The sequence below is a fragment of the Neorhizobium phenanthreniclasticum genome (assembly GCF_040066075.1).
Lineage (GTDB): Bacteria > Pseudomonadota > Alphaproteobacteria > Rhizobiales > Rhizobiaceae > Neorhizobium > Neorhizobium petrolearium.
On sequence record NZ_JBEAAL010000008.1, the window covers coordinates 151,289 to 173,510 of the forward strand.

General features: G+C 56.8%; 19 protein-coding genes. 16 read left to right on the top strand and 3 right to left on the bottom strand.

Annotated features, from left to right (window positions below):
- Positions 1 to 11: 11 nt before the first annotated feature.
- The 5 genes from ABK249_RS13750 to arfA are packed head-to-tail and all read left to right on the top strand — an operon-like array spanning position 12 to position 5,430.
- Positions 12 to 1,019 (top strand): ABC transporter permease, encoded by a 1,008-nt coding sequence (locus ABK249_RS13750; RefSeq protein ID WP_227704171.1) that lies wholly within the window; start codon positions 12 to 14, stop codon positions 1,017 to 1,019.
- Positions 1,016 to 1,876, top strand: coding sequence for an ABC transporter permease (locus ABK249_RS13755; protein WP_037153437.1), 861 nt, complete (start codon positions 1,016 to 1,018; stop codon positions 1,874 to 1,876). Before ABK249_RS13750 ends, ABK249_RS13755 begins: the two co-directional genes overlap by 4 nt.
- Positions 1,876 to 2,940: an ABC transporter ATP-binding protein gene (locus tag ABK249_RS13760; protein ID WP_227705222.1), complete on the top strand. Its 1,065-nt coding sequence runs from the start codon at positions 1,876 to 1,878 to the stop codon at positions 2,938 to 2,940. The genes ABK249_RS13755 and ABK249_RS13760 overlap by 1 nt, the downstream gene beginning before the upstream one ends.
- A complete protein-coding gene (locus ABK249_RS13765; protein ID WP_407721597.1) occupies positions 2,940 to 3,836 on the top strand; it encodes an ABC transporter ATP-binding protein in 897 nt (298 codons plus the stop codon). The genes ABK249_RS13760 and ABK249_RS13765 overlap by 1 nt, the downstream gene beginning before the upstream one ends.
- Before the next feature lie 46 nt (positions 3,837 to 3,882).
- The gene (gene arfA / locus ABK249_RS13770) at positions 3,883 to 5,430 is read left to right on the top strand and encodes an arabinosylfuranosidase ArfA (RefSeq protein WP_407722142.1); all 1,548 of its coding nucleotides are present in this window, start codon (positions 3,883 to 3,885) and stop codon (positions 5,428 to 5,430) included.
- 9 nt (positions 5,431 to 5,439) lie between these two features.
- Here the strand turns inward: arfA and ABK249_RS13775 are convergent, their stop codons facing one another.
- On the bottom strand, positions 5,440 to 6,366 hold the full coding sequence (locus ABK249_RS13775) for an ArsR/SmtB family transcription factor (RefSeq protein WP_227704174.1): 927 nt from the start codon (positions 6,364 to 6,366) through the stop codon (positions 5,440 to 5,442).
- A 1,066-nt stretch (positions 6,367 to 7,432) separates the two neighbouring features.
- Here ABK249_RS13775 and ABK249_RS13780 point away from each other — a divergent pair.
- The 6 genes from ABK249_RS13780 to ABK249_RS13805 are packed head-to-tail and all read left to right on the top strand — an operon-like array spanning position 7,433 to position 14,175.
- Positions 7,433 to 9,157 carry a putative bifunctional diguanylate cyclase/phosphodiesterase gene (locus tag ABK249_RS13780; RefSeq protein ID WP_227704175.1) on the top strand — a complete coding sequence of 575 codons (1,725 nt, stop codon included), beginning with the start codon at positions 7,433 to 7,435 and terminating at the stop codon, positions 9,155 to 9,157.
- 49 nt (positions 9,158 to 9,206) lie between these two features.
- Complete coding sequence (locus ABK249_RS13785) at positions 9,207 to 9,725, top strand: ubiquinone biosynthesis methyltransferase UbiE (protein ID WP_227704176.1); 519 nt, start codon at positions 9,207 to 9,209, stop codon at positions 9,723 to 9,725.
- Positions 9,722 to 10,900, top strand: a complete 1,179-nt coding sequence (locus ABK249_RS13790) for a class I SAM-dependent methyltransferase (RefSeq protein WP_227704177.1) — start codon at positions 9,722 to 9,724, stop codon at positions 10,898 to 10,900. Before ABK249_RS13785 ends, ABK249_RS13790 begins: the two co-directional genes overlap by 4 nt.
- A complete protein-coding gene (locus ABK249_RS13795; protein ID WP_227704178.1) occupies positions 10,897 to 13,257 on the top strand; it encodes a SpoIIE family protein phosphatase in 2,361 nt (786 codons plus the stop codon). The genes ABK249_RS13790 and ABK249_RS13795 overlap by 4 nt, the downstream gene beginning before the upstream one ends.
- A 4-nt stretch (positions 13,258 to 13,261) precedes the next feature.
- Positions 13,262 to 13,822, top strand: coding sequence for a slr1658 superfamily regulator (locus ABK249_RS13800; protein ID WP_227704179.1), 561 nt, complete (start codon positions 13,262 to 13,264; stop codon positions 13,820 to 13,822).
- 14 nt (positions 13,823 to 13,836) lie between these two features.
- Positions 13,837 to 14,175 carry a slr1659 superfamily regulator gene (locus ABK249_RS13805; RefSeq protein ID WP_037153852.1) on the top strand — a complete coding sequence of 113 codons (339 nt, stop codon included), beginning with the start codon at positions 13,837 to 13,839 and terminating at the stop codon, positions 14,173 to 14,175.
- A gap of 25 nt (positions 14,176 to 14,200) precedes the next feature.
- Here ABK249_RS13805 and ABK249_RS13810 read toward each other — a convergent pair whose 3' ends face one another.
- Positions 14,201 to 15,346 carry a helix-turn-helix domain-containing protein gene (locus ABK249_RS13810; protein ID WP_227704180.1) on the bottom strand — a complete coding sequence of 382 codons (1,146 nt, stop codon included), beginning with the start codon at positions 15,344 to 15,346 and terminating at the stop codon, positions 14,201 to 14,203.
- A 354-nt stretch (positions 15,347 to 15,700) separates the two neighbouring features.
- Between ABK249_RS13810 and ABK249_RS13815 the strand changes: the two genes are divergently transcribed.
- From ABK249_RS13815 to ABK249_RS13835, 5 genes are read left to right on the top strand one after another with little or no spacing between them, the layout of a single operon-like run.
- Entirely contained in the window at positions 15,701 to 16,750 is a 1,050-nt protein-coding gene (locus ABK249_RS13815; protein ID WP_227704181.1) for a UDP-glucuronic acid decarboxylase family protein, read from the top strand.
- A complete protein-coding gene (galE, locus tag ABK249_RS13820; protein ID WP_037153459.1) occupies positions 16,750 to 17,736 on the top strand; it encodes a UDP-glucose 4-epimerase GalE in 987 nt (328 codons plus the stop codon). The genes ABK249_RS13815 and galE overlap by 1 nt, the downstream gene beginning before the upstream one ends.
- Positions 17,733 to 19,643, top strand: a complete 1,911-nt coding sequence (locus ABK249_RS13825; RefSeq protein WP_227704182.1) for a glycosyltransferase family 2 protein — start codon at positions 17,733 to 17,735, stop codon at positions 19,641 to 19,643. The genes galE and ABK249_RS13825 overlap by 4 nt, the downstream gene beginning before the upstream one ends.
- Complete coding sequence (locus tag ABK249_RS13830; RefSeq protein WP_227704183.1) at positions 19,636 to 20,601, top strand: glycoside hydrolase family 26 protein; 966 nt, start codon at positions 19,636 to 19,638, stop codon at positions 20,599 to 20,601. The genes ABK249_RS13825 and ABK249_RS13830 overlap by 8 nt, the downstream gene beginning before the upstream one ends.
- Positions 20,602 to 20,619: 18 nt before the next feature.
- Positions 20,620 to 21,129 carry a DUF995 domain-containing protein gene (locus tag ABK249_RS13835; RefSeq protein ID WP_227704184.1) on the top strand — a complete coding sequence of 170 codons (510 nt, stop codon included), beginning with the start codon at positions 20,620 to 20,622 and terminating at the stop codon, positions 21,127 to 21,129.
- Between the two features lie 408 nt (positions 21,130 to 21,537).
- Here ABK249_RS13835 and ABK249_RS13840 read toward each other — a convergent pair whose 3' ends face one another.
- Complete coding sequence (locus tag ABK249_RS13840) at positions 21,538 to 22,155, bottom strand: TetR/AcrR family transcriptional regulator (protein WP_037153475.1); 618 nt, start codon at positions 22,153 to 22,155, stop codon at positions 21,538 to 21,540.
- Positions 22,156 to 22,222 lie beyond the last annotated feature (67 nt).

Sequence of the window (22,222 nt, forward strand, 5' to 3'; positions counted from 1 at the left end):
ATGAGGCATCAATGCGATCCTACGTCATCTACGTGGGCAAGCGCGTTTTGCAATTCGCGCTTGTCGTTTTCGTCGGTATCAGCATCACGTTTCTGATCACCCATCTGACGCCGATCGATCCGGTCGAGCATGCCGTCGCACAAGTCAGTACATTTGGCTTTTCCAGCCCTGAATCCATCGAGCTTCTCCGGCAGTCGTTGCGGGAGCTTTACGGAGTGGGCGACAATCTATGGGAGGAGTATCTCGTCTTCTGGCAACGACTTGCCACGCTCGACTTCGGTCCATCGTTGTCGGCATTCCCCACACCCGTGAGTGAACTGATCGGAAGAGCCATCCCCTGGACGATAGGACTCCTTACGGTATCAACCATTTTGAGTTGGTTCATCGGCAATATCATCGGCGGACTGGCCGGCTATTACAGCCGAAATCGGGTCCTCCGGATAATTGGCATGATCATGATGGGCCTGCATCCGGTCCCATATTACATCGTCGCCTTCGTCCTCTTGATCGCCTTTACCTTCGTGCTGCCGATCTTGCCAAGCAGCGGCGGCTACGAGATGAACATGAGGCCCGGATGGACGCTTCAGTTCATCGGCAGTGTTCTGCTTCATTCCATCCTGCCTTCGTTTTCCCTTATCCTTGTCGGTGTCGGAAGCTGGTTCATGGGCATGCGCGCGTTGGTCTCAAACATCGTGACCGACGATTATGTTACCTACGCGTCTCTTGCCGGAGTACCCGAGAGACGGCTGGTGACCTCCTATGTGATGCGCAACGCCTTCCTGCCGCAGATCACCGGCCTTGCGATGTCGATTGGTGCGATCTTCAATGGCGCAGTCATCACCGAACAGGTCTTCGGATATCCAGGGATTGGCCGCCTTCTGGTCGAGGCGGTTCATGCGGCCGATTACTCGCTCGTCCTCGGTATCACGTCGATCGCCATCATCGCGGTGTCGGCCGCCGTCTTCATCATCGACATTATCTACCCATTGATCGATCCACGCGTACAGGTGACCCAATGATTGCCGTCTTTAGGGACCTGTTCCGCTACAACGGCGAATTCGCCATCGGCTTCATGATCATGGTGATCATCCTCGGCATCGCCGCCGCGTCGTTTTTCTCGCCCTATGAGCCGATCGATTCCTATCTGGTCGCAATGGACGCCCCACCGTCAGCCGAATATGTGTTCGGCACCAATTCGCGCGGCCAGGACATCTTCTGGCAGCTGACGTTCGCGATCCGCAACACGCTCGCCTTCGGCTTCATCGTCGCGCTGATCAGTCGCATTCTCTCTTTGGCGATCGGGCTGGTCTCAGGCTATGTCGGGGGAGCCGTCGATCGCGTCCTGATGTCGATTAACGACACCTTCATCGTCATCCCACTGTTCCCCCTTCTGGTGCTCCTCTACTTCGTCCTGCGGGACGACATGACCTGGTTCGTACTTGCACTTGTAATGGCAGGGCTTGGTTGGGCTTATGACGCCCGATTGATCCGATCAGTCATGATCAGCCTGAGGACCAGGGAGTTCACCAACACCAGCGTTTTTTCCGGCATGTCGATGCCGAGGATCGTCACCCAGGAGCACCTGCCTTACGTGCTGCCGATTGTCTTTTCGACCTTCATGAACAACATGAACTGGTCGATCGGGCTGGAAGTCACGCTTGCGGTGCTGGGTTTTACCGATGTCGATACGCCGACAATCGGCGGCATGATCTTCTGGGCCAACCAGCACAGCGCAATGGTGTCAGGCATCTGGTGGTGGTATTTCTTCCCCACCCTGTTCGTGACGCTGACGTTCATCGGCCTCTTCCTCCTATCCATTTCCATGAACGAGTACATCGATCCGCGAAGCCGGCTCGACCGGATGGGGAATTCGTGATGGCCCAGATCCCCGCCTCATCCGTCCGGCATAGTTCGCACGTGTTAGAAACGCATGATCTGCGCGCCTATTATCGTATGAAATATTTCGGTATCGACCGCGAAGTGCGGGCGGTCGATGGCATCTCGATGCACGTGCGCAAGAACGAGATCTACGGCATCGCCGGCGAATCCAGCTGCGGCAAAACAACTTTCATAAAGGCGATCGCCGCAGCGATCAGGCCGCCCTTGGAAATCGTCGCAGGGCAAGTGAAATACAGCTTCATCAAGGACGGTCTGTATGAGCTGCCTGCGGCAGAACGCTCCGCCATTCGCTGGCGCCACCTATCCTATATTCTTCAGGGCTCGATGAACGTTCTCAATCCCGTTCGGCGGATCCATAAGACGTTTGAAGATTTTGCGTTCCGGCACATGCATTTGGGGCGCGCCGAATTCGATCTCGAGGTTAAGCGTCATCTTGAGCGGCTGCGCCTTCCTGCCGAAATCCTTCGTGCCTACCCGCACGAATTGTCGGGCGGCATGCGACAGCGCGTCTGCATAGCGCTCGCCACCCTCTGCAAGCCTGAATTCATCGTCGCCGATGAGCCCACGACCGCTCTTGATGTCGTTGTCCAGAAAGACGTCCTCGCCATGATCCGCGAGACGCAAAGTCAATTCGGATCATCGATGATCTTCGTGACCCACGACCTGGCGGTTCACGCCAACGTCACGGACCGGCTGGGTATCATGTATGCCGGAAGGCTTGTTGAGGAAGGTCGAACGGCGGATGTTTTTTCCAACCCGATGCATCCCTATACCGCTCATTTGATTGCGAGCCTTCCGAAGATCGGCGACACGCAACCACGTAGCGCACTAAGCGGATCTCCACCCAACCTGGCCGATCCACCCAAGGGGTGCCGCTTCCATCCCCGCTGCCCTCTCGCCATGGAGATTTGTCGGCATGAAAACCCGGCGCTGACGACGCTTGCCGAGGATCATCGGGTGGCATGCTTCGCAGCGAGCGCAAATGTCCAGCCGAGCGACCACGAAAAGCCCGTCGAGGCGGGAACGTTGGGGGCGGTTTGATGAACACGCCTCTTTTGCACCTCGATAGCGTGTCGAAACTTTATAAACGCGGTGGTCTTCTCGGCCGTGAAGAATTTCGGGCTGTCGATAACGTCTCGTTCCATCTCGATGATAAAGAACCGCAGGTCTTCACGATCATCGGCGAATCCGGAAGCGGCAAGACCACGTTGGCCAGAATGATCCTCAACATGGTCCGGCCGACCGCCGGGACGATTTTCTTCAAAGGGCAGGATCTGGCATCGATCCACGGCGGAGGTGCGCGGCGAAGATTCATGAAGGAAGTACAGCCGATCTTCCAGAACCCTTTCGAGGCATTCAATCCCCTGAAGCGCGTCGATCGTTATCTGTTCATGACCGCGAAGAACTTCACAGGCGCAAGCTCATCCGCACAGCATGAAGCGGCGGCCGATGCAGCCTTGAACAAGGTTGGCCTTTCGCTCGGCGAGGTTCGCGGCAGGTTTCCTCACGAGCTGTCCGGAGGACAGTTGCAGCGGGTTGCGATTGCCCGCGCGCTCATCCCCGGCCCTTCGATGATCGTCGCCGACGAGCCTGTCTCGATGGTCGACGCCTCATTGAGAATGTCCATAGTCAATCTGTTTCGGACGCTTCGCGACGACCTGAAGGTGTCGATCATCTATATTACGCACGACCTTGCGACGGCCTATTACGTCAGCGACAGGATCATCATCATGCGCAAGGGCGAAGTTGTCGAAAGTGGTCCGGCACGCACTGTTCTGGAAAACCCGCAGCATTCCTATTCCCAACTCCTGAAGTCCGCCGTTCTGTCCCCCGATCCGCATGGTCACGGCGTGTTGATCGGCGACAGCGCCGCTTCGCAGCAGGCGCGGGCATCGCCACACCCGCATGTCAGCAGTTCAGAGCCGCAGGTGCGCTAGCGGCTGAAATATCCTTTTTTCTTTCATCGGAGCGAGATTTAAGATGATCAAGGCCCAAGTCCGGTTCGACCGGGACTTCATTATTGGTGAAACCGACAAGCGTCTTTTCGGTGCATTCATCGAGCACCTCGGCCGTTGCGTATATGGCGGGATTTTCGAACCCGGCCATCCGACGGCCGACGGCAAGGGGTTCCGGCGAGATGTTCTGGAGCTCGTACGGGAGCTCAATCCGACCATCATGCGCTACCCTGGCGGAAACTTCGTCTCCGGCTACAATTGGGAAGATGGCGTGGGGCCGATCGAGCAGCGCCCCCGTCGGCTCGATCTCGCATGGAAGTCGGTCGATACGAACCACTTCGGGACCAACGAGTTCATGGACTGGTGCCGGGCTGCGGATATCGAACCGATGTTGGCAGTCAACCTCGGCACGCGTGGTCCTGACGAAGCGCGTCACCTGCTCGAATATTGCAACCATCCATCGGGCACCCATCTTTCCGACCTTCGCCGCAAGCATGGCTGGGAGACGCCGCACGACATCAAATTCTGGTGCCTGGGCAATGAGATGGACGGAGGTTGGCAGATGGGGGCAAAAACGGCCGAAGAATACGGTCGCATTGCCACTGAGACAGCCAAGATGATGCGGATGACGGACCCAACGATCGAACTGGCGGCATGCGGATCCTCCGGCCGAAAGATGGCGACCTATGGCGAGTGGGAAAGGATCGTGCTTGAACACACTTTCGACCATGTCGAGTTCATATCTCTGCATACGTATCTCAACAATTATGCCGATGACACGCCTTCCTTCCTGGCAAGTCCTGACTTGATGGACAGCTTTATCGATGAGGTGGTTGCGATCGCAGATGCGGTGGCCGCGCGGCGCCGCTCGCGCAAACGCATTATGCTCAGCTTCGACGAGTGGAACGTCTGGTACCGCACAAGGCGCGGTGAGCATAACCGCGTCAAGGAGGGCTGGCCGGTCGCCCCGCCCATTCTGGAGGAGGAGTATAACATGCAGGACGCGCTTGCCTTCGGCGGCGCCTGCATTTCGCTCCTCAATCACGCCGATCGGGTCAAGGCGGGCTGCCTTGCCCAGTTGGTCAACGCGATCGCCCCGATCATGACCGAGACCGGTGGCCCGGCCTGGCGCCAGACGATCTTCTGGCCATTCTCGGATTTCAGCAACCTCGGCAGAGGTCGGGTGTTGAGAACCAACGTTGACACGCCGACGTATTCAACGCGTTATTATGATCCAACCCACACGGAAGATCTTTATGACAAGATCGATCCGGTGCCTTATCTCAAATTTTCAGCCGTGCATTCGGAGGCGGACAAAACCGTTACGCTGTTCATCTTGAACCGGCATCTCTCCGACGACATGCAAATCGATATTGCTGCGACAGGTTTCGGAAACCTGGGGCTGCAGCGCGCCCATACGCTTCACCACGAGGAGCTTAAGGCCAGCAACACGAAAAACAATCCTGACAAGATCGCCCCCCGCACCTTGCAGGGCGTGGAGGCACTGAGTTCTCGGACCACCGTGACTGTCCCGCCGGCTTCATGGAATGTCGTCCGGTTTAACGCTGCCGCATAAGCTCCGGCTTCAGGCGATATAAAGACGCATCACGATGTCCTGGTCATAATTGCCGAAGCCGCGGCCAAAGATGTTGATGCCTCCCGGATGGGGGGCATTTTCTTCGATCCCGATCTTCATTCGAATGGAATGATGGTCGGCCATGCCGACATCGTCGATAGTGACATTCGAGATGGAAACTCCATCAACAAATGATCCCTGTTTGGTAATCCGGAAGGTTTTCAGCTTGCCGTATTGCGAACCTTCGAGCTTCCACCACTTGGGAGTATAAACGCCGCGCTTGTCACCGTAGTCTCCAGGAGATGTCCACGTCCCTACCTTGTGATCATTGACCCACAACGTGATATCGGACGGCCAATTGACATTCGTCCCTGGAACTTCAGACGACAGCTCCATGGAAAACTCCACCGCCTCGATGGTCGAGTTGAGAAGCCTGGCGTTATTCGGGAACTTGTATTCCACATTCCCGCGCCCGAACCAAATGAGCGCCGCCTGGACCCGACCGGGATCCAGGAAAAAGTCCGGCACGTCAAGCAATCCGATAACACCCTCGGGTGAGCAGAGGCCGCACGGCGCCGACACCTCACAACTCGTGAAGAGGCCCAGCGGCATCGCAACCTCGATCTGGTTACTGTTCTGGCTTTTCTCGGGGGTATCGAAACGAACTATGATCTCGTCATATCGGGCGCTGCATACTTTCTGATTCCCCTTGGTCGCCTTCACCGAATGAGCATCAATCAGCCCCGCCTCTTCCAGCGTCAATATATTTACGGCCACAGTCGATTGAGGCAGCGACAGTGCGGCACTGATCTCGTTGACATTCATTTTGCCGCGATCGTGCAGGAGCTGCAGAATGTTGATCCGGATAGGAGACGCAAGGCCTTTAAGTACCGAACCGCCTGTATTTGCGGATATGGTAAGAAAATTAGGTTTCATGTTCAAAACTGCTGTTGTCGGTCCTTTGTATCAGGATTTTTGATTTGGTAAGAGCGAAATTTTCCAGGCAATAGGCGAGAGCGCGGCAGGTGAGGCAATGAACAGGCTCCCTGTTAATCAACAAGGCTTCGCAATTTCTGGAAATACCCAAATCCACGATCAGCAGACACCTTCATATGGCGGCTGTCGTGAATCCTGACCATGGAGCTTGATAACTGGCAATAAGCATTATTTCAGCAATTTCTTCTACAGGTGTGAAGAGCGCACGAATGGGAGATTTGGCTGGTGACTCGTACAACGATTTTAATGATGGCATTCCTGTCGTCCTGCACGGTTATGCCCGACCATTCCCAGGCTGTGACGTCGATGACGTCGTCGGCGACCGGTTCTGCAAAGAGGGATATGACGGTCACTGCAGCAATCAACAAAACCACGGTTGAGCGCTCGAGGTTCCAGTCTTCGCAGTCGGTACTGGCCTATGGCGGACCCAGTCCTTGGATTTGCACCCCAAGCGGATTTGGCATGAAATCACAGTGCACATCGAAAGCTTCCCTCGACTATTAATCAGGGCGACGGTTGAGATCGGAAGTCCGGAGGCAGACGAGAGAGCCGGATGCCTCGTTCCGTCCGACATGTCGTGCGCCTTTCACCGCCTCTCGGCATTCGGCGAGCTGATCCGTCGGATCGAGCTGGGAGCAGGCACTCCGACCCGGCATCTGACCGGCGGCTCAAAGGAACTTGGTTTCCACGGAGAGTGTACTGAGGCTGGCGGCCATATCCGACAAGGCCGAGAATTTCCGCGGTATTGCCAAGGTTCTACGACAGCATTGGTAATTGGACGCACGCGAGCGCCGAGAATTGCATCTCGAAACCTCCCCCGAGACAAGAAGTAACTGAGAAAATTATTATTTCGCTGGCGGCGTGGCATTGAATGCAACACGTTTTGCGATATTTATTCAGAAATAACTAAATTAGAAAATGCAGTTGAGCCGCATCAAAGCCAAGCGAATGTAAATGGATTAGCAGGATTGTTTTCCGAGAGGACCTTATGGAAGGGGAGGAAAGGATGCCGGACCGGGATGCGACACAGTCTGCTTCTGTCGAGACCGATCTCCTTGCCGACACCGACGACGTGGTCTCTCTTTATGACGAGAGCTTTCATCTTACGGAATATTCGGCAAGGTGCCGACAGAAATATGGCCTCCCGTCTCTGGTCGATACGACCTTGTGGCACGTGTATCCGGAGCTGCTGGCTCCTTTAACGAAATCTGCGGTCGAACTCGTACTTTCGAATGGATTCCCGCGAAAGATCGAGGTTGCAAACGCGAAAACAGCAGATCAGCGCACACTCATCGTTTTCCGCAGCCCTCACGGCTTGGGTGTTGTCGAAACGAATGGTGACTCAAGCCTGCGCGGGACCTACAGCCAGGCTGAGAACGACCGAGCGCTTCTCTTTTACCAAGCTACCCATGATGTTTTAACAGGGCTGCCAAATCGACGGCAGTTCAGCGATCAATTGCGAGACGTTCTGGCCGCATCGAAGAGGGAAAAGTTCGCCCTCATGCAGATCGACCTCGACGATTTTAAACCGGTCAACGACACACTGGGCCACAGTGCAGGCGACATGGTTCTGAAGATGGCTGCCGAACGGATAAGGAGCGTGCTCGGAGAGCAGGAATTCGCTTATCGCTTGGCCGGCGACGAGTTTGCAATCATTCAGCGGAGAAACGCTCAACCTGGGGAAGCGGAACGCCTGGCAGAAGCCCTCGTCCATGCTTTCAGGGAGCCATTCATGGTCGAGGGCCTTAACGTCTTTGTCGGTGCAAGCGTTGGAGTTGCGGTTGCCCCAGCAGATGGAGACGAATTCGAACAGCTCATGAAAGCGGCAGACATTGCACTCTACGCTGCGAAGGAGGATGGCCGGCGCAGGGCGAGGAGGTTTAATCGCTCCATGCTCATGGTTCTGGAACAGCGGGAGACGTTGCGTCGCAGTTTGCGAACTGCGCTCAAAGAGGGGCAATTCTTCATTGAATATCAGCCACTTGTGCAGCCGCCTTTCTCGATCGTAGGCTTCGAAGCGCTATTGCGATGGCGCCATCCCGTCATGGGCATCATTCCACCCGGTCTCTTTATTCCGATGGCCGAGACGGACGGTTTGATGAGCGATATCGGCCAATGGGCTCTTGAACAATCCTGTCGCGAGGCAATGACGTGGCCACCCCACTTCACGGTTGCCGTCAATCTCTCTCCGGCGGAATTCCTGCACGCAGGGCTTACCGATCGTATTGCTCAAACCTTGGATCTTGTCGGAATTCGCGCCGACCGGCTCGAGCTCGAAATCACCGAATCTGTGCTTCTAGAGCGAACGATCAACAATCTTGATACACTCAATACATTGAAAATGCTGGGAGTGCAGATATCGCTTGACGATTTTGGAACCTACTATTCGTCGCTCAGTTATCTGAAAAACTTCCCCTTCGATACGATCAAGATCGACCAGTATTTCATCAAGGATCTCGAGGTCGATAACAAAAGTCAGACGATCGTCCGATCCATTATCGCGCTCGCCCACGGGCTCGGCATGAGCGTCACCGCCGAAGGTGTAGAAACGGCAGAACAGGCCGCTTGGCTCAACAAGAAAGCATGTGATCGGCTGCAGGGATATTTTCTGAGCAAGCCGATGCCCGCCGGGAGGATAGGCGCGTTCCTCAGGAAGTTTACGCTGCCCGTCCCTTTCGGGAATTTCCCCATTCCCAAACCAATGCGACCTTTGGATCCTCGGCGAATGTGACAGTCAATTTTTGAACTTCCTCGGAGTGGATATGGAAGGAGGGACCGGCATGTGTGCAGCCAGCAAGAAGCCTGCGGAAGCGGCCTTCGCGCCTCTGCTCCAGTTCGAGATGGACATGCGAACCTTTCTTTCGGACTGGCAGCATTGCGATCAACTCTCGACCTTCATCGCGCGGATGATCAGCCACAACCGCACGGATCCCATCCGGCATTCGAATTTCTTCTCGTTTGCTCTCAATGAACTGCTGGAGGTATCATTCCGGGGCGGTTCGCCCGAAGGCAGAATAGATTGCATCGTTTATCGACGCGACTTGATGGAGCGTGTGAAGCTCAGCTTCACGTGCCCTTCAGGGCAGCAGGAATTCTACCGTGAGGCGGTTGCGAGAACCCATCAGGAAGATGCGTTCTCGCGCTATCTCGGTGCCATTTCAACGGATCAGACGCCAAACAGGGAAGTCGTTCTTCTTGATCTGGCGATCAACTTCGACGCCGACGTGCATCTGGAGGAACGTGCTCCGGCATCCATAACGTTCGTCGTCGACCTGCCACTTGAAAGGGCCATAAATTGAGTACGACTGTTTTCTCAGCGCCCTTCAATGCGGAGTTCGACGCCAATAGCCAGGAGTTCTCGCTGGCCGGCGTCATCCGGCCGCGCTCGGTCGATGAGATCGCCGCAAGCATTTCCGTGCTCAAAGGGGCTATCGATGACGTGCGCGGGGTTCTCTACATCAATGTGAAACGTCTCGTCCAGATGAACAACACAGCATTCCAGGCCTTTGCACGTGTCGTTCTGGACGCTTGTCGGGCGAGGTCCGATCTTCGCTTCGTGGTAGTGACTTCAAGCGTCGTCGGCTGGACCGAACGCATGTTCAAGCACCTGAACAGGATCGAGCCGCGGGTAACAGTGGAGGTCTACGATTCAAAATTCTATCCCGGCCAAGCCTTCGTCGAGGATACGAGTTTCATTCCGATATTGCGCACGCAGACCAAGATGACCTGGCGCCACGAGCGAACGATCCTTCCCCGTCACGGCATGCGGCCGGGAATCGTGATGGCCGATATCTGCTGCGGCATCGGCGATTTCGCCATGCTTGTCAAAAGGGAGTTCCAGCCGACCCGCATCGTGGCGCTCGACCATTCGAAGGCGAGCCTCGCCTATGCACGCGATATGGCAGCCAGCTTCGGCATTGCCGATATCGAATATACCTATGGCGACGCGTCCGAAATGTTGCTCGAGGACAATCAGTTCGACTTCGTGACCTGCCGCCATTCGCTTCAGATATTCAACCGGCCAACCGTGCTTTTGAAGGAGCTTTACCGGATCTGCAAACCGGGCGGGCGGGTATATATAACCAACGAAAAGAATTCGCACTGCCTGGGAGAACCCCGATCGAAGAGTATTCAATGGACATATAACGAGGTTGCGAAGCTGTTCAGCCACTTTGACATGGATGTGGAGCTTGGGCCCAAGAGCCGCCGATATCTCGTTGACGCCGGCTTTGACGATATCCTCATGGAATCCTTCATGGTCACCAACCTCGACGGAGACCCGCAGGACTTCGCCGATGTCATCGCGGCCTGGGAAAACGTCTACGCCGGAGAAATGGCCATGAAACGTGGCGATCCTCCCGAGTTCATGGAACGCTTCCGCCAGGGTTTCAGCGACCACATCTTTGCAGCCCTTCATCCCAAGGGCTATGCCGGCTGGCCAATCTGGGCGGCATCCGGACGCAAACCGCCATGAGCACGCCCAGTCAGCAGATCGCACGTTTTGGCTTGCGCTCGTTCCGCGCGAAGTTCGTTCTCGTCGTCGGGAGCGCCGTGCTCTTCGATCTGCTCGTGACCGGGGGCCTGGCGCTTTGGAATGTGCAAAGGCTCTCCCGCGATGCAACCGCCGAGGTCGGCCAGGGGCTGGAACAGGCCAATCAGGGCTATATCCGTTCCTACGCGGAAACGACGGCCGAACACGTCAATCTGCTCCTGAACCAGGTCCACTCCGACGTGAACACATTGGCAGGCGTCCTTCAGTCGCAGATCGATCGCCCCTTGAGGGAAACCCAGATCGGGGAGGCAATGGCCCGCGGCGCTCCGGGAACCGTCGACGTGGTTTACGATGCGAAAGGAGGATGGGCCCAGAACCTGCCCGGCCCGTTATCCGTCGTCAGCGTCTGGGGATATCTCTTAGGCCCCGATCACGTTCCGTTGCCCGAAGTTGAGAGGGACATCGAAAACAGTGCCGTCCTTGATCTGGTCGCACCGAGCCTCCTGGCAAACGGTCTTTCGAAGCTGCAGATGTATTACATCGGCCCGAAGGAACGCCCGATCTTCAGGACAGCACCTTACACGGAGCAGGCCCAGACGTTCGACAGGCTCTATCCGGGCCATAACAGCGCGGAATTCTGGACTTTCTTCTTTCCCGGGCTCTACGAGTCCTGGGAGCAATGGGCCACGGATCCGGGGCAGCGTCCGGTCAGCGACGTCATCACTCAAACGGCGCCTTATACGGATGCGATCACCGGCAAGCTCATCGTCAGCTTCTTTCAGCCTCTCTGGTCCCCGGACCGCACGAAGGTTGCAGGCGCCGCCGGCACGGACATCACCCTCGACCAGTTGGCAGAAATCGTCGAGAACGTCAAAGTCGCCGACAATGGCTTCGGCTTCCTGACCATGTCGGACGGCAATGTCGTCGCCATCAATCCCATCGGCGAGAAGATCATCGGCCTGCAGGCATCGAGCGATACGGGTGGCGAAGGCGTGACGGGCCTGAACCGCTCTCTGAGAAGAAGCCTGCAGCCCGAAATCGCGCAACTGCCGCTGGGGGAGGACGGACTGCTGCGCCACATTCTCCTTGATGAAAACGGCGAGAAGGTCCCCTACCTGGTCGTCCTGAAACAGCTGCAGCCGACGAACCTCTGGGTTTCCGGCCCTGTCCGGCGTGAGGCCATGCTGCTCGGCATCGTCGTGCCGGAGCGCGAGATCTACGCCTCGTTGTTTGCCGCCCAGGCAGGAATTTCACAAGCGACGAACCGGATCCTGATCTACCAGATTCTCGCCCTCCTCGTATCCCTGTGCTTCGTCATCGGAGCCGTTTTCGCCATATCGAAGCGTATAACCAGAGGCATCAGCGCGCTCGCCGATGCCGCCAAGCGCATACAGGCCAAGGATTATTCAGTCAGGCTCGATATCCCGACACACGACGAGGTCGGCGAGGCGGGCCTAGCCTTCAATCGCATGGCGGAACAGATCAGCTTCCATACGGAAAATCTCGAGCAGCTCGTCGAGGACAGAACCAAGGAGATCGAAGAGGCAAACCTGCAAATCTCCGCCTTGAATCATAAGTTGCGCAGCGAAAATTTGCGCCTCGGCGCAGAACTCGCCGTCGCACGCCGCATCCAGATGATGGTCCTCCCCAAGGCCCGTGAGCTGGAGGAAATTACCGATCTGGAAATCGCAGCCTATATGCGGCCAGCCGACGAGGTCGGAGGCGATTACTACGATGTCCTGAGGGACGGAAAGCGCCTGAAAATCGGCATCGGCGACGTGACCGGACATGGCCTCGAAAGCGGCGTCCTGATGCTGATGGTCCAATCGACCGCACGAGCCTTGCAGGAAGCGGGCGACATGGATCCGTCGCAATTTCTGAACAGTGTGAACCGAGCCATCTACAAGAACCTCGTCAGGACCAGCACCAACAAACACCTGTCGCTCGCCTTCTTGGATTATGACGGAAAGCGCCTGACCCTTTCGGGCCAGCATGAGGAACTGATCGTTGTCCGCAAGTTGGGAAAGGTGGAGCGGATCGATACGCTGGATCTCGGCCTGCCGATCGGGCTGGAACCGGATATTTCGCCATTCGTGGTAACGCGTGAAGTCTCCTTTGATCGCGACGACATGATTATTCTCCACACCGACGGCGTGACCGAGGCCGAGAATCGCGCCGGTGAGCTTTTCGGCATCGAGCGACTTTGCGAAAGCGCCGGTCGGCGATACGGCCAGAGCGCCGAGGATGTCAAAGTCGGCATCATCGACGACCTGATGACCCATATCGGAACTCAGAAGATTCATGACGACATCACACTCGTTGTTATGAGACACAGGTGAGCGAATGACGACTTTGTACGGATTGGAAGATCTGGCGATCGGAACAGGCGAAAATATAACCAGGCTTTGCCTCTTCGAGGGGCCTCTCGATCTTGGCTGGAAGCACTGCGCGATCACGTCGGATTTCGTCGCCGAGTTCGTCGCCCTGCGCTACCGCGCATCCCGCAGCCTCTACAAGGAGGTTCGGCACAATGTCGGCTATCTGACGAATGAACTCATTGAGAACGCGGTAAAGTTCCGGGCTGCCGGCGAAATCGTCGTGGAAGCCTCGATTGAGGACAATGTCTTCCGGGCAAAAGTCTCCAATCTTATCGAGGAGAAACCAGCCACGCAGTTCCAGCATTTGCTGTCGCAAATCACCATGGGAGATCCTGGCGAGCTTCTCATAAAGCGGATCGAGGCGAATGCGATCGGCACGAACACAAGCAGCTCAGGCCTCGGGCTTCTAACGCTAATGAGCGATTATGGCGCCCACTTTGCGTGGGTTTTTGGATCTGAAGAGCCAGACGGCAAAATTCCGCTGGAAACCTATGCGTCTATCGCAGTTCCGAATGTCTCGAATTGATTGGGCTGTTCAATATGGAAATCAAGCAAGAAGAATATCGCGTCTGGTCGGAGGGTACGGAGATCTATTTCGACGGGTCCATGCGCCTGCCCAGCACGGAAGCCTATGCGCCGATTTTTTCCCTCGTCATGAGTATTCTGGAAACCGAGCCGGATCACATTACCGTGGACCTTACCGGGTTGCAGTTTCTCAATTCATCCGGAATCAACCTGCTCGCGAAGCTCACGATTGAGATACGCAATAAGCCGAATGTTCACTTAACGGTACGCGGAAGCTCCGAATATCATTGGCAATCAAAGTCTCTTCCAAACTTGAAGAAGTTGCATCCGGCGATCGATCTCAGACTTGGTTGACGAAAGCCCTGGCAATAACCCCGGATCAACCTCCAAGGGTTAGCCAGTCGCCGATCGTCGTCCCGTAACGTTGCGTGGCACGAGCGACCGGACCGGTCGGGTGCTCGCTTGCCGCAGTCTTCCGGATCTCACGCGGGCTGAGCCCGAACTCGTGGCTGAAAGCGCGGGTAAAGTTGGCGGCGACGTCGAAACCTGCCGCCTCCGCGATCTGCGAAATCGGCCTGTTATCTGACGGGTTGCTAAGATCGGCATATGCCTGCAGCAATCGACGTTTGCGAATGTAGTTGAGGACGCCCCCGTTCGCTTCGAACAACTGGTAGAGCCGTGTACGGGAGATACCCAACGCGCGGCACATGACGTCAGGCGTCAAATTATCTGAATGAAGGTTGAGGTGAATGTAGCGATGCGCCCGCTCCATCGGGCCCATCGTCTGATCCTGATTGTTATTCAATTTTGTGGACGATGCAGCGCAGGCAACGACCATATCGCCGATCGTTCGTATGATCCGCGGCACCTCCGCTGCCGTCAAATTGCTCAGGTTCGTCTCCAGGCCGTTGATATAGCTGATGAGCAATTCAGCCAGACTGCCGGAGAGGACCACGTTGTTGGCGTTCTGAAGAAGACTTGCATCGCCAGCCAACAGTTCATAGGGCAAGAAGACAAGCACAGTGGTCGAATCGGTTATCCGCCCGCGGTACGGATAGCCAAGGGACCTGAAAAATATCTCATCCGGGCCGGTCTCCGTCACATGGCGACTGACTTCGGTCCAGGCCCGCCCGTTGCGAAGCACACCGACATTCCAATGATCGATCGGGCTCGACCGCAGCATCGCCTGATCCCGGACATAGCTGTATGCCTGCGCGCGCTGCTGGACGATGAGTATCTCGCCGAGGCGCCAACCAATCTGTTCGGCGAAAAAACCGTCGTCCGATGATCTTTCGTCCGGCAGATGAACATCCACAAGCGGCGCCATATGCGACCGCCAGGCTTTGAATTGTTCTTTCGGCGGCAGGTCTTGCGTCGAAAATCGCAATGGCACCAAAGCAGGTGGAACATCCAGGCGATCTTCTTTCTCCGGCGACGGTTCGCGCGGCCAGCGCCGTCGCTCCATCTGGGCCGGCCATTCCTGTTCCTCAGCGGGTTTATCTTCAGACCCGGACTTTGTAGCCATCCAATTTCTCCAGCGCGTAAGTCGATCCCAGCCGTTGAAATCGAGAGCAGACACTCGTTTTCGCAGCTGAACCTCCGCACAATCCGCCTGGAACAACGGAAGTGGCTGAAACGTCACGCACATAAGCCTTCTATCATATTCCATTTTAAGCAGAAATGTACGGAACGACAATTTTTAGGATGCGGGGATAACGACAATTGCGTCTTGAGACTGTATCTAAGTAAGTAATGATTAATTCCGAACACAAGCCGGAATAATCAAACATTCACATTCCAGCGCGATGTAGTTTCGTGGCGCTCTCAATGTGAAACTACGCATATCCAAAACAAAATATGAAAACATGGGAGGATAGCTGTGAACTATCTTGGTAACATTCGTGCGCGTTCTGCACAGGCTTTGGTCTACGGCAGGAATTCTTCACCACACAGCCATCAATCGCGAAAGAGAGTTCTTGTCGCCGGAGGTGCAGGTTTCCTCGGATCACATCTATGCGAGGCGCTACTGGCAGCAGGGCATCAGGTAATCTGTCTCGATAATTTCTCCACAGGTTTGAGGCGCAATATAGCTCGTCTGAACCACCTCGATGCCTTCAGCGTCGTCGCCCACGACATCGTGCTGCCCACCGAGTTGGAAGTTGACGAGATCTACAATCTCGCGTGCCCGGCATCTCCCCCGCACTATCAATCCGACCCGGTCCACACCACGAAGACCTGCGTGATAGGGTCGCTCAACCTGCTGGAGCTGGCCGCGCGCACCGGTGCACGCATCCTTCAGGCTTCCACCTCGGAGGTCTACGGAGACCCCAATGTCCACCCGCAAGTCGAAAGTTACTGGGGCAACGTCAATCCTTTTGGCCCGCGCTCCTGTTATGATGAAGGTAAGCGTTGCGCAGAGACTTTGTTCTTCGACTTTCACAAAAAGCACGACGTCGAGATCAAGGTCGTCCGCATCTTCAACACATACGGTCCTCGAATGCGCCCGGACGACGGCCGCGTAGTTTCGAATTTCGTCGTCCAGGCACTGACGGGACAGGACATCACGATATACGGCGATGGTTCACAGACCCGTTCGTTCTGCTTTGTCGATGATCTGATCGATGGCCTCATTCGCATGATGGCGTCCTCGGCGTCGCTGACGGGGCCGATCAATCTCGGCAATCCCGGAGAATTCACGATTGGAGAACTGGCTGAACAGGTGATTGAACTGACCAGATCCCGGTCGAAAATCATCCATCGCCCGCTGCCCGCCGACGATCCTCGCCAGCGCCGCCCCGATATTTCGCTCGCCACGCAGGAACTCGGCTGGCGTCCGAATGTGGATTTGGCGAGCGGCCTCGTGCAGACGATCGGCCATTTCGATCGCCTTCTCACCCGCGCGACCCCCGAATTGGCGGAGGCGATCTGATGGGTGCGCCCCGGGTCCTTGTCACAGGCGGTGCCGGCTTTATCGGCAGTCACACTGCCAAGTTGCTTCGATTGGAAGGGATCGAGCCGATCGTCTACGACAATCTCACGACCGGGAACCGATCGTCTGTCCGCTGGGGGCCTTTCATCGAGGGCGACATCCTCGATTCCGACGGTCTGATCGAGGTCATCGAAAAATATGCCCCCGACGCCGTCATTCATTTCGCGGCATCGGCTTATGTCGGCGAGTCGGTGCAAAATCCCGCAAAATATTACAACAACAATGTCTGCGGTGCATTGTCGCTTGCCGATGCCTGCCGGCAGACCGGGCTTCAGAACATCATATTTTCATCGAGTTGCGCCGTCTATGGGATCCCTCCCACACTGCCGATTGATGAGGCGACACCAAAGGCTCCGATCAATCCCTACGGCAAGACCAAGCTGATCGGTGAGAATGTGCTCGCCGACTACGCGGTTGCTTTCGGCCTGCGTTACGTCGCGCTGCGCTACTTCAACGCCTGCGGAGCCGATCCGGAAGGCGAGCTTGGTGAATGGCATTTTCCAGAAACCCACCTCATTCCGCGGGCAATGCAGGCCGCAGCCGGCCAGATCCCGCACCTGGAGATCTTCGGTGACGACTACGACACGCCGGATGGTACCTGCATAAGGGATTATATTCACGTCGCCGATCTCGCACGCGCCCACGTCCTGGCTTTTGATCATCTCGTCAGAGGCGGGCCAAACCTTGCTCTCAACCTTGGCACCGGACGTGGTTTTTCCATCAAAGAAGTCTTGCTCATGATCGAGGAAACGACCGGGCGCGAGGTTCCGATCGTGATCCGTCCGCGCCGGCCCGGCGATCCGCCCAGCCTTTACGCGGACCCCGGCTTAGCGCGTGAGACGCTGGGCTTCCGGCCTCAACACTCCGACCTGAAGACCATCGTGCGAACGGCCGCTCCGTTCTTTGGATTGGAGGTGCGCTCGTGAACGAACCTTCAATCGTCAGAACGACGGATGCCTCGGAGCGATCCCAAGAGCCGCTGCTCGTGCCGGTTCTGACTGGGTATCGCCGAGCGGAATATCTTTCCGGAGCGGGCGTATGGGCCGTTGCTTTCATTTATTTTTGGGCCTGGTGGCTGGAGCCACGCCATCACATAGACGCGTTCGGCTCCATTATCGTGAGCCTCGTGCTGGCCTGGATCACCGTTCTGCCGGCCTATTTCATCATCGTCTTCTACCGGGCAGCAAAACCAAACGGCCCTTTGCGTCTACCGGCCGGCAGTCGCGTAGCCATGGTCGTGACCAAGGCACCGTCGGAGCCCTTCTCCGTCGTCAGGGAGACATTGCAGGCGATGCTTGCCCAGGATGTACCGCATGATACCTGGATTGCCGACGAGGACCCTTCCGCCGAAACCCTCGACTGGTGCAGCAGGCACGGCGTCTTCGTTTCGACCCGCAAAGGACGATCCGACTACCACAGGACCTCCTGGCCCAGGCGCACGCGTTGCAAGGAAGGCAATCTCGCCTTCTTCTACGACCAGTACGGGTACGACCGCTATGACTTCGTGGCACAGCTTGATGCGGATCATGTTCCTGAGCCCGGCTATCTTTTCCAGATGCTGCGCCCCTTCGCCGATCCGAAAGTCGGCTATGTCTCGGCGCCCAGCATCTGCGACAAGAACGCGTCCGAAAGCTGGTCGGCACGCGGAAGACTCCACGCCGAAGCCAGCATGCACGGCTCGCTGCAAGCCGGCTACAATGGGGGGCTGGCGCCGCTGTGCATAGGATCGCATTATGCGGTTCGCACGGCGGCGCTCAGGGGGATCGGCGGTCTCGGCCCGGAACTGGCGGAAGACCACTCGACGACACTGATGATGAATGCTGCCGGCTGGCGGGGCGTACACGCTCTCGACGCGATCGCCCATGGCGACGGACCCGGCACCTTCAGCGACCTTGTGACACAGGAATTCCAGTGGTCGCGGAGCCTCGTCATGCTGCTGTTGAGGTACTCACCCCGCCTTGTCGGCCGGTTGCCGCTCAGGCTCAAGTTCCAGTTCCTGTTCTCCCAGCTCTGGTACCCGCTTTTCGCATTCTTCATGCTGCTCATGTTTGCGATGCCGATCATCGCCCTGGCGCGCGGCGAAAACTTCGTGACCGTGACCTATCCGGATTTTCTGGCGCATTTCGCGCCGCTCTCGGTCATTCTCGTGCTGATGGCCTACCGCTGGCGGGCCAGCGGTTCGTTCCGGCCCTACGACGCGAAGATCCTGAGCTGGGAATGCATGCTCTTTCTTTTTGCGCGCTGGCCCTGGGCAGTCGCCGGTACCTTGGCTGCGATCTATGACTGGTTCACCGGATCGTTCGTCGATTTCCGGGTCACCCCGAAAGGTCGATCGGAAGTCGATCCGCTGCCGCTGCGCGTTCTGGGGCCTTACGTCTTCCTCGCAATCGCAGCTGTGCTGCCCGCCCTGTCCATCAATGGTGCCGGAACGCCCAAGGGGTTCTATCTCTTCACCATTTTGAACGCGGCAATCTACACGCTGCTGCTTGTGGTCATAGTCGTCCGGCATACGCGGGAAAACACGATCGCAGCAGCCCCCCGTTTCTACCGCCCGGCAATGGTGACGGCACTCCTGGCGCTTATCGCACTGCCGGGGGTCGCGACGACCATACACGGGAAAGACGGGGCCGAGGCGCTCGCCTGGGGAAGTGGGCGCCTGCAGATCTTCGAAGAGCGTTACGCAGTTGCCGGCGCCGGCAAGGGCGGAGCCGCATTACGCAGAACCATACTGAAGCCACGATGGATTTCCGTTCCGGCGGGAATCGAAATGAGAACAGAGGCCGCTCATCCGGATTGGTGGCGTCTAAGCCTGAAGGAGGTTGACAATGCATAGCCTGTCAAAAGTAGTAGCCTTGTCGCTAACCAGCCTGTTGCTGTCCGGAGCCGTGCTCACGGCAACCGCCCCGCGCGGGATTCCAAAAGCGCAGTCACCTGCGATGACCGCGCCATCAACGACGCCGTCGATCAAGAGGCCGATCGTAACTCCTGAATCGATAATTCTCGGCGCCTATGATCCGCATGGCGATTTCGCCGAAGCGACCAGTTCGAAGATCGAACATCTCTTTCTGCCATGGGAAGACGTCGACCTCTCCACGCTGGCCTTTGCCGATGACTATGCGCAAGCTCGCGGCCGCACCTTACTGATCTCCGTCGAACCCTGGTCGTGGTCGCCCGACTGGCGCCAGACGTCGCAAGAACTGCTGCACAGCATCTTAAACGGTTCGCGCGACGGCAACATGGCCGCCGTTTGCTCGGCCGCCGCTACACTGAAAAGTCCGGTCATCATAAGGTGGGGGCAGGAAATGGACGAGACGGACAATCAGTTCTCCTGGTCGCACTGGCGTGGTGCGGATTATGTGGAAGCTTTTCGCCGGGTGGTTCGTGTCTGCAAGACTCATCTGAAGACGGCCAAATACATGTGGTCGCCCAAGGGCAACGAAGGACTCGAAGCCTTTTATCCTGGCGACGATGTCGTTGATCTCGTCGGCCTCTCGGTATTTGGCCTGCAGCAGTACGACAGGGATAAAACCGGCCGTGACCAGACGTTTTCCGAGCGCCTCTCGCCCGGATATGCTCGTGTCGCGCGCTACGGCAAGCCGGTCATGGTTGCCGAACTCGGCTACGAGGGCGACGACTCGTATGTGCGAAACTGGGCCGAAAGCGTGACGAAGCGATATGCCGAGTTCCCTGCGCTGAGCGCCGTCATCTACTTCAACGATCGTGAAGTCTACCCGTGGCCAGACGGCTATGGCCGGCCTGACTGGCGGATTGTCCGCCAGTCCATCAATTGACCAAGAAGGAACCCAATCATGTCGACAGTTCAAAAAGTGCTTCTTGCAGTCGCATTAGCCGGCAGCATCGCCACGGCCGCGTCTGCGGCCGGAACTCGGGAACCCGCCGGAATCGAAACCTCGAAGCCTCTGAGCAATGCAGAAATCTACAAACTCTACGGCCAGAATTCTTGGATCTGGAAAGCTGGCGCAGGCTATTTTTCAGTAAAGGCCCGCACCTTCACTGCCTGGTCGCGGGAAAATGGGGCAGCGTCCTACGGCATAGGCCGCTGGTTCATCACCGCGCCGGGTAAACTCTGCTTCAACGCCGATTGGCACGCCAAAAACGGAACGGCAGCTGCAATCACCTGCTTCAGCCACCGCAAGAAGGGAGGCCTGATCTATCAGAAGCGTGAGCCCGATGGCCAGTGGTACGTTTTCAAAAATGCGCCGGCACAAACGACCGACGAATTCGCAAAGCTTCGGCATGGCGATTACGTAAGCTCGCGACTGCGGAGCATTGAGGCAATCGTCGGTCAAGGCAAGTGACGGCGAAGCGAGAGGTTGCTCGCAACCCTCGCCATTCCACCGATGTTACGAACTTTCATATCAAGCAGCCCCTCTCATGTGGCAAACGGAGGCTAGGATGATTACCAGTTGCAAAGGGAACCTCATCGAACTGAAACTGATTTCGAACTGCAGAAGAGAGGTCGAAATCGCAATGATGGAAATGCTCGATAATCTGGAGAGACGCGGATGGTCCGCAGCGGAATTGGCACTGACGCTTGCGGATGCCTCCGAGGACCATGTTATGCTGATGGCGAGGAAAGACCCTGCATCGCATTATGCAAAGCGTCTTTAGCTTGTGAAAGCCAGGCGGCGCGAGCAATAACATCGACCGGGAAACGGCCGCGTCGGTAGATTGAAGCGCGATACCAGGTCATTGGCCTACTGCCCTTAATACTCGCTAAGGCGGGGATAATGCGGGCTCATGAGGTTATCGATTTGGGTACCGCAGGATTCCAATGGTTCGACGCTCTGCGAAGCCTTGGCCATAGACATGGCACCCGAAAAGCTGGCCACAATCAAGGTGGCCATTCTTCCGGGGTCAAGGGATTGTGCGAGACCAAGCTCGACATCCTTGCCGATACGCTCGGCAATCGCTTCTCGCCATTTCTGAAACAGCCTGTCGAGTTCCTCTCGGGCTTCAACATCGAGCGTGGAAAGCTCAAGCGCAAGATTGTTCAAAGGGCAGCCGGTTATCACTTCGGCATCCCTTAGTTCCGATCGAACGACGCCGAACATGGCGCGCACCCCGTCAAGTGCGTCAGGCGCTGTGAGAAACGGTTCAATGCACGTGCGATAGACGGCGCGGCCAAGCTGGGTGCGAATGACTTCCAGGAGCAAGTCCCGTTTTGCAGGAAAATGGTGCGCCAGCGCGCCTCCGGATACGCCGGCGATTTGCCTGATGTCCTGCATGCCAGTGGAGGCATAGCCGCGCTGCGTGAAAGCGGCAAACGCATCTTCCGCAATCCGCTCTCTCATTCGAATGGGGTCGTTCCTGCGTTTGGTCATCGCGCCCAGCCAAAAATATCGACACCCTGATCTAGACGCTTGACAATTACAGGTCAATCGTCCTGTT

Excerpts from the sequence above, each read along its gene's own strand:
- ABK249_RS13800 (WP_227704179.1), top strand. The coding sequence starts at position 13,262 with ATGACGACTTTGTACGGATTGGAAGATCTGGCGATCGGAACAGGCGAA.
- ABK249_RS13750 (WP_227704171.1), top strand. The coding sequence starts at position 12 with ATGCGATCCTACGTCATCTACGTGGGCAAGCGCGTTTTGCAATTCGCG.
- ABK249_RS13775 (WP_227704174.1), bottom strand. The coding sequence starts at position 6,366 with ATGAAACCTAATTTTCTTACCATATCCGCAAATACAGGCGGTTCGGTA.
- ABK249_RS13780 (WP_227704175.1), top strand. The coding sequence starts at position 7,433 with ATGCCGGACCGGGATGCGACACAGTCTGCTTCTGTCGAGACCGATCTC.
- ABK249_RS13765 (WP_407721597.1), top strand. The coding sequence starts at position 2,940 with ATGAACACGCCTCTTTTGCACCTCGATAGCGTGTCGAAACTTTATAAA.
- ABK249_RS13760 (WP_227705222.1), top strand. The coding sequence starts at position 1,876 with ATGGCCCAGATCCCCGCCTCATCCGTCCGGCATAGTTCGCACGTGTTA.
- ABK249_RS13830 (WP_227704183.1), top strand. The coding sequence starts at position 19,636 with ATGCATAGCCTGTCAAAAGTAGTAGCCTTGTCGCTAACCAGCCTGTTG.
- ABK249_RS13805 (WP_037153852.1), top strand. The coding sequence starts at position 13,837 with ATGGAAATCAAGCAAGAAGAATATCGCGTCTGGTCGGAGGGTACGGAG.
- ABK249_RS13795 (WP_227704178.1), top strand. The coding sequence starts at position 10,897 with ATGAGCACGCCCAGTCAGCAGATCGCACGTTTTGGCTTGCGCTCGTTC.
- ABK249_RS13755 (WP_037153437.1), top strand. The coding sequence starts at position 1,016 with ATGATTGCCGTCTTTAGGGACCTGTTCCGCTACAACGGCGAATTCGCC.
- ABK249_RS13835 (WP_227704184.1), top strand. The coding sequence starts at position 20,620 with ATGTCGACAGTTCAAAAAGTGCTTCTTGCAGTCGCATTAGCCGGCAGC.
- ABK249_RS13785 (WP_227704176.1), top strand. The coding sequence starts at position 9,207 with ATGTGTGCAGCCAGCAAGAAGCCTGCGGAAGCGGCCTTCGCGCCTCTG.
- ABK249_RS13840 (WP_037153475.1), bottom strand. The coding sequence starts at position 22,155 with ATGACCAAACGCAGGAACGACCCCATTCGAATGAGAGAGCGGATTGCG.
- ABK249_RS13810 (WP_227704180.1), bottom strand. The coding sequence starts at position 15,346 with ATGGCTACAAAGTCCGGGTCTGAAGATAAACCCGCTGAGGAACAGGAA.
- galE (WP_037153459.1), top strand. The coding sequence starts at position 16,750 with ATGGGTGCGCCCCGGGTCCTTGTCACAGGCGGTGCCGGCTTTATCGGC.